The 11,988-nt window shown below is 69.3% G+C and carries 8 protein-coding genes and 2 tRNA genes; 3 read left to right on the plus strand and 7 right to left on the minus strand.

Annotated elements, in window-relative coordinates; translation table 11 throughout:
* Complete coding sequence (locus AC3X7R_RS17795) at positions 1 to 6,009, minus strand: RHS repeat domain-containing protein (RefSeq protein WP_489967010.1); 6,009 nt, start codon at positions 6,007 to 6,009, stop codon at positions 1 to 3.
* A gap of 874 nt (positions 6,010 to 6,883) precedes the next feature.
* Between AC3X7R_RS17795 and AC3X7R_RS17800 the strand changes: the two genes are divergently transcribed.
* Positions 6,884 to 6,956 (plus strand) — tRNA-Arg (locus AC3X7R_RS17800).
* A 71-nt stretch (positions 6,957 to 7,027) separates the two neighbouring features.
* On the opposite strand, the gene AC3X7R_RS17805 is transcribed toward AC3X7R_RS17800, so the two are convergent.
* The 6 genes from AC3X7R_RS17805 to AC3X7R_RS17830 form a co-directional block, all read right to left on the minus strand.
* Entirely contained in the window at positions 7,028 to 7,669 is a 642-nt protein-coding gene (locus tag AC3X7R_RS17805; RefSeq protein WP_489967011.1) for a fasciclin domain-containing protein, read from the minus strand.
* Positions 7,670 to 7,796: 127 nt separating this feature from the next.
* Entirely contained in the window at positions 7,797 to 8,372 is a 576-nt protein-coding gene (locus AC3X7R_RS17810) for a sugar O-acetyltransferase (RefSeq protein WP_489967012.1), read from the minus strand.
* A gap of 45 nt (positions 8,373 to 8,417) precedes the next feature.
* Positions 8,418 to 9,443, minus strand: a complete 1,026-nt coding sequence (locus AC3X7R_RS17815; RefSeq protein ID WP_489967013.1) for an adenosine deaminase — start codon at positions 9,441 to 9,443, stop codon at positions 8,418 to 8,420.
* 34 nt (positions 9,444 to 9,477) lie between these two features.
* The gene (locus tag AC3X7R_RS17820) at positions 9,478 to 9,732 is read right to left on the minus strand and encodes a hypothetical protein (protein WP_489967014.1); all 255 of its coding nucleotides are present in this window, start codon (positions 9,730 to 9,732) and stop codon (positions 9,478 to 9,480) included.
* A gap of 10 nt (positions 9,733 to 9,742) precedes the next feature.
* Positions 9,743 to 10,522 (minus strand): DsbA family protein, encoded by a 780-nt coding sequence (locus AC3X7R_RS17825; protein WP_489967015.1) that lies wholly within the window; start codon positions 10,520 to 10,522, stop codon positions 9,743 to 9,745.
* Positions 10,479 to 11,015, minus strand: coding sequence for a MauE/DoxX family redox-associated membrane protein (locus AC3X7R_RS17830; RefSeq protein ID WP_489967017.1), 537 nt, complete (start codon positions 11,013 to 11,015; stop codon positions 10,479 to 10,481). Before AC3X7R_RS17830 ends, AC3X7R_RS17825 begins: the two co-directional genes overlap by 44 nt.
* Before the next feature lie 101 nt (positions 11,016 to 11,116).
* Between AC3X7R_RS17830 and orn the strand changes: the two genes are divergently transcribed.
* Both orn and AC3X7R_RS17840 read left to right on the plus strand, forming a co-directional pair.
* On the plus strand, positions 11,117 to 11,797 hold the full coding sequence (gene orn, locus AC3X7R_RS17835) for an oligoribonuclease (protein ID WP_489967018.1): 681 nt from the start codon (positions 11,117 to 11,119) through the stop codon (positions 11,795 to 11,797).
* 42 nt (positions 11,798 to 11,839) lie between these two features.
* Positions 11,840 to 11,915: transfer RNA gene (locus AC3X7R_RS17840), tRNA-His, on the plus strand.
* Positions 11,916 to 11,988: the final 73 nt, after the last annotated feature.

Genomic DNA, 11,988 nt, shown 5'->3' on the forward strand with positions numbered 1-11,988 from the left:
TTAGCCTCCCGGGCCGATCGGTACGAAGCGGCCACTCTCAAGTCCATTGGGCACTTGGTTAGGCCTCATGCGCCCCACCGAGATGATCTTGAACGCGTCCCGAGGCGTGGTGATGCGCAGGATGACGCCGTCAACCTCCTGGATGACGTTGATGTTGCCGGTGGCGCTGTCGAGCAAGTAGTTCCCGTTCGGATTGTGCGCGAGATCCTGGAGGTCGTCCGGCGTCAGCTTGCCCCGGAGCGCTCCCAGACGGGGATCGTTCAGCTGGCCCGAGACTCGCGGATGGATGTCGAACGCTCGGCGTCCTGCGTTTGCGGCCTCTTCGCCCGCACGGCTAGCATCGCGGATATCGTCGGCAATCTTTGCACCCTTTCCAAGCTTGCCGACCGGAAGGGCGGCCATGGCGATCTCGGCCAGGCAGCTCCCCAGGCCGTCCTGGCAGGCGCCCGGGTCGAAGAACAGCGCCTTTGCGAAGGTTAGGGGCGCATCTGACCCACCGGTGTCGCAACGGGTGGTGAGGGCGCATGGCCCGGCCTTCTCGAGGTACTCCTGCGAGACACTCCCGTTCGAGATTGTCCAGACCTCCTGGGTCGGCTCACTTGTCGCAGCGCTGGTGCCGTCGTCCGGGGTGCCGGAACTCTTGCTATTTCTCTGCTCCTTCTCGAACTCCTCCTGGGTCATGCCACTGTTTGTGGGGAGCACGTAGTGGCCATCGATCTCGACGCCGCCGATGGGGTTGCCGCCGGCGAAGGCGTAGCGGTTGGCGTTCCAGGGGTCGAACCCTAGGGCCGTGTCGGCCAGTGCGCCGTTGTAGGAGTCTCGGGTGAGGAACCGGTTGAGGCCGGGGTCGAAGTCGCGGAACCCCATGTCGTACTTGCCGGTGCCGGCATCGAGTCGCTTGCTGTTGAACTGGTAGGGGTTGACGACCTCGGCGTCCGCGACCGGGTCGCCGGTCTTGGCGTCCAGGCCGGTGGTGCCGACCTCGTCGGGGGCACCGTAGGCCTGGTAGCGGTAGGTGGCCTCGACCTTGCCGGCGTCGTTGGCGAGGGTCTCGACGTCTCCGTGGGGGTTGTTGCCGTAGTAGAACGACTTGCCGGTGCCTCCCTCGACGGGGGTCTTGACCATGCCGATCTTCTGGCCCTCGGGCCCGTAGACGTAGGAGCGGGTGATGGCCCAGGAGTCGTCGTCGTTGCGCTGTTCTTCGACCGCGACCTGGTCGGCGAGACCTAGGTAGACGAACCGGGTGCTGCGGGCTGGGGAGGTCCGGACCTTGGTGGTCTCCCGGGTGGTGCGGTCGAAGGCGTCGTAGGTGCGTGTGGTGGTGACGTCGTTGGCTCCGTTGGTGAGGAACTGCTCCTCGTTGACCAGCCGGTCGAAGCCGTCGTACTCGTAGCGTTTGGCGACGGTGCCGTCCGCGGCCGTGACGCGGGAGGAACGGCCCCAGGAGTCGTACTGGTGGGTCAGGGTGAGCCCGGCCGAGGTCGTGGAGGTGAGCCGGTTGCGCTGGTAGGTGAAGGTGGTGGCCTTCTCCCCGATGGTCTGTTTCTCGACGTTGCCTGCGGCGTCGTAGGCGTAGGTCTCGTCGGGTCCGGCGTCGGGCCGTCCGTCGGCGGCGTCGTCGGTCTTCGTGACCAGTTTGAGCTGGCCGGCGGGGGTGTACTTGTAGGTGGCGGTCTGTTCCAGGGTCGACCCGGCTGGGGCGCCGGCGGCAGCGTCGGGGAGGCGGGAGGCGTCTTCGGAGCGTTGTCCGTCGGCGTTGTAGGAGAGCAGGTGACGCGAGACCATCTCGTCCCCGGGGGTCTTCTCCCGGATGGTGGCGACCTCTCCGCTCTCGTAGTAGGTGTATCGGGTGACGTTGCCGTTGGGCTTGACCAGCTTGAGGCGCATCCCCCGGGAGTCGTGTTCGTACTGGGTCGTCTTGAGCGTCTGGTCGGCCGGGGACGCGCCGCTGCGGACGGTCTTGATCAGGTCGCGTGGGTCCCAGGTGTACTCGGTGTACCGGGCGGCGGCCTTGTTGGTCGTGGCGCTGTCGGGGCGCTGGGCGTAGGAGGTCAGGAGATTGCCGACGAGGTCGTAGGAGTAGGTGGTCCAGCGCCTGGGTGTGGTGGCGTCCGTGCCGGCGAACTCCTCGACTCGTTGGGTGCGGCCCAGGCCGTCTCGGGTGGTCTGCCAGCGGTGGGACAGGGTGCCGTCGACGAGGCTGCGGACCTGGGTCTGCTGGCCGTCGGCGTCGTAGGTGTACTCCGTGGAGCGTGCGACCTGGGTTGCGGCCATGTGGAGCCGGATCTCACCAGGAGTTGAGATCGGGTACTCCACGCCGGCGTCGAGGCTGAGCTCCCCGAGGGCGGTGTACCCCTTCGTGCACCGGTCGGCCGCCGCGCGCAGCGTCGTGCTGCCGTCCGCGCTGGCGACTCGGTAGTTGCCCTCAGGTGCCTCGGCGGACGCGGAGTCGCACGCGGCGGAGACCTCGTAGTCCCCAGCGACGGGGACCTTCACAGCAGTGGTCTTCGCGTTGCTGGTGGCCGCGGCGGCGCCTGCGGTGACCGTGACCGGGTCCGTGGAGGCAGCGTCCGCGCGAGACTTCAGCGAGCCGTCCGGGTAGTAGGCCCACGTCATGGTGCGGTCGGCCCGGTCGTCGGTGCTCCGCACGGTCCGGCTGGTCTGCTGACCGTTGAGGTCGTAGTCGTAACTGGTGACCAGGTTCCACGGCTCACGAGTGCGCTTGATGTCGCCTGAGGGAAAGTAGTCGAACGTCGTCCAGTCCTGGCCCTGAGTCGTGTAGGTGGGTTCGGACTGGCGCGCCAGCCGCCCCAGTGCGTCGTACTCCAGGAACGTGCGGGCGGGTGTGCGGTACCGGACCTCCTTGTCCGGGTCGAAAGCGCCGTGCGTCCTGATCGGCCGGTTCAGGGCGTCGTAGAAGGTCTCGGTGAACAGCCCCGAAGGTTTTGTGGCCTTGCGCTGGTTGCCGGCCGCGTCGTAGGTGTACCGGATGGTCCGCTGCACAGGAGCCGTCGCTCCCGAAGGAGTGTGCGGGACCGACTCGGACGTGACGCGCCCGGCTTGGTCGTAGGTATAGGTCTTCCGGTGGCCGTCCTGGTCGACCTCGGCGGTGACCAGACCGTCCCGGTCGTACTCGGTGCGGGAGGTGTGCCCGGCCGCGTCGGTGGCCGCGATGCGGCGGTGGTTGAGGTCGTACTCGAACAGGCTGGTGTGGTCCGTCGCGGTGCTGGCGGTCTTGTTGGGGTCCAGCACGGAGCGGAGGTTTCCGACGTTGTCGTAGGAGTAGGTGGTTGTGGGGCGGACGTACCTGCCGTTGGCGAGGAAGGTCTTCTGAGCAGTCAACAATTGGCCGACCCGGTCGTAGGTGTACCGGGTCGTGTAGTCGTCGCCCGACATTCCGACGCCGAGCGGGCTGATCTCGGTGATGAGCCGCCCGAGTTCGTCGTATTCGTACTCGATGGTGCGCCCGGAGACGTTGTTGTCGGGCAGGGCGGTTTCGAGGACTTCGTCCATCGGGCTGTAGCTGAAGGCGGTCCGAGCGCCCGTGGGCGCGGTCTCGGCGACGACGTTGTCGTTGAGGTCATAGCCGGTGGCGACGGTGCGGACCCGCTGGCCGTCGTGCGGTGATGTGATCGAGGTCGGACGGCCGAACACGTCGTAGGCCGCGATGGTGTCCTGGCCCAGGGCGTCAGTCACCTGCAGCACGTTGCCGCGGGCGTCGTAGACGTACCGCGTCGCTTTCCCCGCCGCGTCGGTGATGGCCTGCGGGAAGCCGTTGGGGTCGTGCGCGGTGAACGTCGTGCGGTTCCCGTTCGCGTCCTGTGTGGTGGCGAGCGTGCCGTCGCCGTTGTAGGTGTGCCGGGTAACGCCCTGCTCGCCGTCGGTCACCGACGTCAGGTTGCCGCGGGTGTCGTAGGCGAATCGAGATGGCCGCCCCTGCGCTGTGGTGATCGAGGCGAGCACCGTCGGCTTGCCGGGCGCCGTCTCGAGCCGGGTATAGGTCAAGACCGTGGCCGGGCCGTCGGTACGCGCCGCCTCGGCGTCGCGTACCTGGAGCGGGTACCCGGTGGCCGGGTCGAACTGCCAGCGCGACACCGCGCCGTTCGGTTCGGTCAGCGCCACGACGTTGTGGTCGGCGTCCCAACCGAGAAGGGTGAGGTCCTGGGCACCGGTGGCGTACGCATTCGCGTCCTTCACGCTGGTCGTGCGACCAAAACCGTCCATCCGGTAAGTGGTGACCACCCGCTTTCCATCCGCGTAGTCCTCCACCCGGGCGACCTGCGCGGTCTGAGCGCCACTGATCTCATACTCGTAGTACGTCGCACGGTCGCCGCGGTCCCTGAACACGTCCACCCAACCCGGCTGGCCCTGATCGCTGCTGCCGTATTCGATGGTGCTGGTGGCGTCGCGAGGGTCGGTGACAGTGCGCAGCTTGCCGGCGCCCGGTGTATCGCTGTCCGCGTAGGCGAACTGAAACCTCTTGATTGCTGCGCCGCCCGCGAACGAACCAGTCGTCGGGTCGAACGGCCCGCCGTCCTGCAGCGTGGCCAGGCGGCCACCCGCGTCGTAGCCGAAGCGCAGCGCCCGGCCCGAGAGGTCCCGCACCCACTGCAGGCGCCCGGCGGACCAACCCAGAGTCAGGGTGGTGCGCCCCTTGGTGTCCCGGACCGCCACGAGCTTCCCGGCCGCGTCATGGGTGAAGCTCAGCGTGTTGCCGTTGCGGTCCTCCACCGCGGTCGGCAGGCCCGTGGTGTGGCTATGGAAGAACCGGGTGCCGTCAGGTCGCGTGAAGATCCACTGGCTCTCCGCCGGCCGGGTCAGGTCCCGCGTGAGCGCTAGCGGCACACCGGCGGGGCGCCGGTAGACCCACAGTGACGCGGTCGATCCCTCGCCCAAGCGGTATTCGTGCGAGGTCCCGTCACCGTCGACGAACCGCATCGCCTGTGGAGGGGAAACCACTCCGCTGGCAGGGACCGACAGCGTGCTTCCGAGCCGGGTCAGCGCCGAGGTCTGCACCGACCAGCCCGCCCCGGTCCCCGGATTGCTGCTGTCGAGGCTGTTGTAAGCCACCCGGACAAACGTGGACACGCCGACCGAGGGGTTCTGCCAGGCGTCGTAGGACCACACCAGGTTGCCGTTGTGCAGGTTCGTCAACGCCGCGGAGCCCGCCCCGGTCGCCTCGCCGGCGTAGGAGAAGAACTTCTCCAAGCCCAGGCCACTCGACGTCGCGCTCTCAATGACGCGTTCGGGGCACAACAACCCCTGGGTGACCATCCCGCACGCGGCCCCGGGGCGCGTCGTGGTGGCGACCGGGGGGCTCGCCTGGGACCACCACCGTGAGCCGTCCCACAGGTCCAGAAACAGGTCGTACGTCGACCGGACGCCCGCGACACCCTGGGGTGCCTTCACGGGCAGGGCGAGGGTCACCGACTCCCCCGAGGCGACACTGCGACCCAGCGGCACGTAGGCCCGGCCGCTGGGTGAGACGTCCGCGGTGCCGCCGACGGCCGTCCAGCGGTAGGACAGCTGCAACTGCGCAGGCCACGCCTGCCCAGAGCTGTTCTGCACCGTGACCCGCGTGGTGACGGCCGAACCCGGTGTCCACGAGGACGGCAACCCGGGAGCCGAAACCTGCCACGCACCCTGCTCAGCTCCCTGCGCAGCAGCCTTGGCCGCCTGCTCCGCGGTGCGATCCGGGGCCACACCGGCCTGCGCCGCCGTCAGCCCACCGGCTCCCTGCGCCGTCGACGGGGTCCCCCGCTCTGCCGCTGCCGGAGGCGCCAGTGCCGGCGCAAGCTTCACGACCTGCGAACGCGGGCTGGCGGCCGATCCCGCTGCCGGCAACGAAGCCGCGGAAAAGACCAGCGCGATCGCCGAGGCGACAACGACAACTGCTGCGGGCGCGCGTCCAGAAAACACCACCACAATGGCTCCCCCGAGAAGGCCGCCACAGGGGCGACAGGAAACGTGTGAGGGACATATTGCGCACACCGAGAACGAGCGTGACAAGGGCCAAAACCAAACCTGTGCTTGACCCGATCCAAGTTCGAAGCGGTGCCCTCCCGAGCGCCCCGCACGCGTTGAGGACTCCGGCTGATCACGTGGGGGCAGGGACGTCCCACAGGCCCAGGAACGCGGTCCGGCTTACGCCGGCGCTCGGAGTGCGCTCCGAGTCGACCGGGTTGGCGGCCGTGACACTTGAAGCAGCCGCCGCGCGCACACCGGATGATGGGCGCACGCGCATCCCCACCGTGTGCGCCATGGCGAACCCCCTGGCGCGTGCCGGATCTGGTGGAGGCTCACATTCCATGGACGGGGCGAGAGCCAGGCAGCACCCAGTCAGTTCCCAGTCAGTTCCGCCGAGGAGCTTTAGGAAGGGCGATTCATCCGGGGACGACTCGCCGATCGCGATGGCCCAAGGCAATCGAACGAACCCTCCGCCGCAGTCAGTCTTCGCTCGCTTTCCTCCATTGGCAGGGACTGCCCCCGGTCTGGTTGACGCTCGGGGCAGTCCCATTTGCCGACATCGTTGGCCCCGACGATCACGGCGTGCCGGCGCAGCTCAAGCTTCAGGTCCTGAATCCGACTCCGATTGGTGATCCGAACTTTTGACAGGCGCACTGCGTACCACTCCCCCTTCGCACGATCCTCAGGGACCAGGATCGAAAAGCGAGCCGCTCCGCCGGCAGCATCTGGTCCGCAAGACGCACGTGAAGGGATCGAGGTGGGCAAGTCGACAGCGTGCTACGCCGTGTCTGCAAGATGCCGTTGACCATGGCGGGTACCGCGGTCGGGCATACTGACGCAGGGACGTGATGCACGTCGGGTGAATGACAGCTTGGTCATCCCGAGGATTCTCCCGACTGTGATTCCGACCCCCCCCGCCTCCGTAGCTCAGGGGACAGAGCAGCGGCCTTCTAATCCGCCGGTCGCAGGTTCGAATCCTGCCGGGGGCGCGGCCGAGTGTGGGATTCGGGCCAGGTGGCCCGAATCCCACACCGGACCTCTACTTCCGGGCGAAGACGCCTCAGAGGTCGGCCGGGCGGAGCACCAGGAAGATCCCGTGGGCGATCTGCTTGTTGCCCTTGTTGATGTCCAGCTTGCCGGGGACCAGGAACGGGTCCACGTCGTTGCGGTCGGCGTCGCGGAGCCGGACGATGCCGAGCCTGGGAGCCAGCACGTCCACGGTGACCTGGCCGCCCTGCGCCGTGGTCAGTGCCACCTCGTCGGACCTCAGCGCGGTCCTCGAGTCGATCGTCGCGCCGGGGACGACGTGGTAGAGCAGCACCTGCTCGATCGCGTCGACGCCGACCGCCGAGACGAGCGAGTTGAAGACCGCCTTCTCCGAGAACTGGAACTTGCCGGTCAGGTCCTTGGCCAGCAGCCGGAAGGACAGGTCGGTGGGAGCGAAGGCGGTGAGCGCCACGTCCCCGTCGGTCAGCACGCCGACCGGGCTGTCCGGCTTGGCGGCCAGGACGGCGAGCACCGCCTCGGTGAGGATGTCGAAGTCACCGGGGTTGTAGTCGAACTGGTTGCCGTCGGACGTCAGGACCGCGGCGAGGCTCTGGTTGCCGAGCGGCTCGGGCTCGGCGGCCTGGGCCGGCAGCCCCGTCCCGGCGGCGAGCAGTGCCGTGGTCGCGAGCGTGGCGAGCGTGGTGCGGATCTTCATTGGGGTCCTCCCCTGTGCGCGGGCTGCCCGATGCGGCCCTCTACAGGTCTTTCGCACCCCACCGACCCAGCGGATTCGCCCCCGCCGAGAATCTCACGATCCGGGATCGCGGGATCCGCTCCCAGGCTCAGAGCTGGCGGATCACTTTCGCGGGCTGGCCCACCGCGAGCACGTTGGCCGGGAGGTCGGTGGCCACCACGGCACCGGCCCCGACGACGGTGTTCTCCCCGATCGTCACGCCCGGGCAGACGATCACCCCGCCACCGAGCCAGACATTGTCCCCGATCGTGATCGGCGCGGCTCCCTCCCACTTGTCCTTGCGCAGCTGCGCGTCGAGGGGGTGCGTGGGGGTGAGCAGCTGCACGTGCGGGCCGATCTGGACGTCTGCGCCGATGGTGATCTGGGCGACGTCGAGGGCGGTCAGCCCGAAGTTGACGAAGGTCCGGGGCCCGATGGCGATCCGGTCGCCGAAGTCGAGGTAGACCGGCGGTCGCAGCTCCACCCCCTCCCCCACCTCCCCGAGCAGCTCCTCCAGCAGCGCGCGACGCGTCTGCGGGTCCGCCGGGTCCGCGGCGTTGTACGCCGCCATCCGCTGCTGGGCGGCCACCGTCAGCGCGCTGATCTCGCTGTCGGCGACGTAGGGCTGACCGGCGAGCATCCGCTCCCGCATCGTCATCACGCCGGGCAGGTCACTGGTGGTCATGGCGCTCACGCTAGACGACGCGCCGAGGCGCACCCGACGTGGCGGTCAGCCTCCTACGTACGCGTCGATCTCCTTCAGCAGCCCGGCGCGCACGTCGTCGGGGGCGAACGAGGCCCGCACGGCGTCCTTCGCCAGCTCGGCCACGCCGTGGTCGTCGAGACCGAGCAGCTCGGCCGCGATCTCGTACTCCCGGTTCAGGGAGGTACCGAACATGGGCGGGTCGTCGGAGTTGACCGAGAAGCTCACTCCGGCGTCCCGGAAGGCCACGATCGGGTGCTCGGCGAGGCTGGCCACCGCCCGGGTGGCCACGTTGGAGGAGGGGCAGACCTCCAGCGGGATCCCGGCCTCGGCCAGGTGCTCGAGGAGGGCCGGGTCCTGGGCAGCCGTGGTGCCGTGTCCGATCCGGTCCGCGCCCAGCTCGTCCAGGGCGTCCCAGATCGTCTGCGGGCCGGTGGTCTCCCCGGCGTGGGGCACCGAGCGCAGCCCCGCGGCCCTGGCGGCGGCGAAGTGACGCGCGAACTGCGGCCTGGGCACGCCGATCTCCGGCCCGCCCAGGCCGAAGGCGACCAGTCCCTCGGGCGCGTGGTCGAGCGCGTAGGCCAGCGTCGCGTCCGCGGCGGGGATCCCGGCCTCGCCCGGGATGTCGTAGATCCAGCGCAGCACCAGACCGAAGTCGCGCTCGGCGGCGACCCGGGCGTCCTCGATCGCCTCGGTGTAGGCCTCGATCGCCATCCCACGGCCGGGCTCGTGGGGCCGGACGCTCGTGTACGGCGTGCACGTCAGCTCCGCGTACCTCACCTGCTGTCCGTGCGCCATCTCCCGGGCGACCTCGTAGGTCAGCAGCCGCACGTCCTCGGGGGTCCGCACCAGGTCGACGACGGCGAGGTAGACCTCGATGAAGTGGGCGAAGTCCCGGAACTCGTAGAACGCGGCGAGCTGCTCGGGGTCCGAGGGCACCGTGCCGGGATGACGTTGCGCCAGCTCGGCGACGATGCGCGGCGAGGCCGAGCCGACGTGGTGCACGTGCAGCTCGGCCTTGGGCAGCCCGGCGACGAAGGAGGAGAGGCTCACGCGCACCAGTCTGCCCCGGAGCCGCCGGCCCGGCTCAGTGGAACCACAACGCGAGCGCGAGCGGCGTCAGGCCCGCGAGCAGCCACGGCGTCACCAGGGAGAGCTGGTTGAGCACGCGCACCCCGATGATCGCCAGCAGGCAGACGATGGTGGCGATCGCCGTGAGCACCGGGAACGCCCCCGGGTTCTCCACCGTCAGCGCGAGGAGGACCAGGCCTCCGGCGAAGTGCGCCGCGGTGGTGAGCACCAGGGCGGAGATGATCCACTTCTGGACCCGTTCGACCTGCATCGTTCCCCTCTCAGCCGAGGGAGGCGATGAGCTCGGCGGGGTCGCCGGTGAACGGCTCGCCGTCGAGCAGGACGGTGGGGGTGCTGTCCACGCCCTCGTCGAAGGCGTGCTGGTTGGCGTTCTCCACCCACAGCTCGAAGGTCATGTCCTCGATCCCGTCACGGATCTCCGACTCCTCGGCCCCCGCCTCGACGGCCAGGTCGATGAGCCACTCGTCGTCGGGGAGGTCGCCGGACTCGCTCGGCTGCTGGGCGAAGAGGAGGTCGTGGAACTTCTTCGCGACCTCGGGACCGGAGGTGTCCAGGACCACGCCGAAGGCGTTGGCGGCGCGCTTGGAGTAGTCGCCGTAGCGGCCGAGGATCTCGATCGGGTAGTACTTGACCTGCACCTTGCCGGCTTCGGCCGCCTCGGCCAGCGGCTCGGCGGTGGCCGTCTCGAAGCTGGCGCAACCCGGGCAGAGGAAGTCCTCGTAGATCTCCACGGTGCGCGGGGCGGAGTCCTCGCCGACGGCCAGGGCGAACTCGTCGGTGGTGTTGGCCGGCACGGCGGCGTTCTCACGCCTGTCGTCCTGGATCTGCTGGTAGAGCACGATCCCCCCGATGACCGCGATCACCAGCAGCACGATGCCGCCCACGATGAGTCGCTCGTTGCGCTTGCGGCGCTTCTGCTCCGCGCGGAGCGCCTCCGCCTGGCGGGCCGCCTTCTCCCGGCGCGCCTCGCGCTTGGCCTGCTGAGCGGCCTTCTCCTCAGCCCTGGAGCGGGTCGGCTTCTTCTTCGGCGAGTTCGCCATCGTCGTTCCTTTCCACGTCCCGCCCCTCCGGGCGGAAGATCCGGTTGTCCAGTGCGAAGCGGGTCCGAGGCCATCTGACCAGCCACGCCGAGGCCAGCAGCAGCGCGGTGTCCCGGGCGATCTCCCACGGGTACTCGGCGGAGGCGCCCTCCTTCTCGCCGCCGCCGCCGAAGCAGCCGCAGTCGATCTCCAGGCCGCGTGCCCAGGCCGAGGCGATCCCCGCGATGAAGACGGCGAAGAGCAGCGCCGAGATCACGCCCCCGGCGCGAGTCAGCACCCCGAGGATGAGGCAGATGCCCACCACCACCTCGATCGCCGGCAGCAGCACACCGACGGTCGGCACGATGCTGTCGGGGAGGATGTCGTAGGCGCGGACCGCGCGAGCACTCTCCACGGGGTCGGGCAGCTTGAGCGCGCCGGCGACCAGCCAGACCCCACCGGTCACCAGACGGGCGACGGTGCCGATCCAGGGCCAGGCTGCGTGGTGCTGCACGGTCCTCACCCTAGTCGCGGCGGCTGAACGCGACCTGAGGACCCCGTCCCCCGGCGGCGTGAGTCCGGACACCCCGTGCCCGGGCCGTTAGGGTGAACGCCGTGAGCGACAAACTGGTGTGGATCGACTGTGAGATGACTGGCCTCGACCTCGGGGCGGACGCGCTGATCGAGGTCGCCGCGCTCGTGACGGACTCCGACCTCAACGTGCTCGGCGAGGGGGTGGACCTGATCATCAAGCCACCCGCCGAGGCGCTGGAGCAGATGGTGGAGTTCGTCCGCTCGATGCACGAGACCTCCGGGCTGCTCAAGGAGCTCGACGCCGGCATCACGATGGCCGACGCGGAGGAGCAGGTGCTGGCCTACATCCGGGAGCACTGCCCCGAGGGCTCCCGTCCTCCCCTGGCGGGCAACTCGATCGCCACCGACCGGGCGTTCCTGGCACGCGACATGCCGACCCTGGAGGGCCACCTGCACTACCGCAACATCGACGTCTCCTCGATCAAGGAGCTCTCCCGGCGCTGGTTCCCGCGCGCGTACTTCTCCTCCCCCGCCAAGCGGGGCAACCACCGCGCGCTGGCGGACATCCAGGAGAGCATCGAGGAGCTGCGCTACTACCGCGAGGCCGTCTTCGTCGCCCCGCCCGGTCCGGACTCCGCCACCGCGAAGGCCATCGCGGCCCGGCACGCCGGCGCGCTGACCGGACTCGGCACGGAGCAGGGAGAGACCGCTCCGAAGGCCGACGCCACCGACGCCCCCGATGCGGACAGCGCCACGCAGTAGGGCTACACTGTTCCCCGGCCCCGGCACTGTCGGGGCTTCATGGTGGGCGTAGCTCAGCTGGTAGAGCGCCGCGTTGTGGTCGCGGATGTCGCGGGTTCAAGTCCCGTCGTTCACCCCAAGGGATCTCCCAGGAGATCCGCGCAGGGCCGGACCGAGAGGTCCGGCCCTGTCGCACGTCCCGGCCCCCCACG

Source organism: Nocardioides sp. Z22_16 (genome assembly GCF_058134365.1).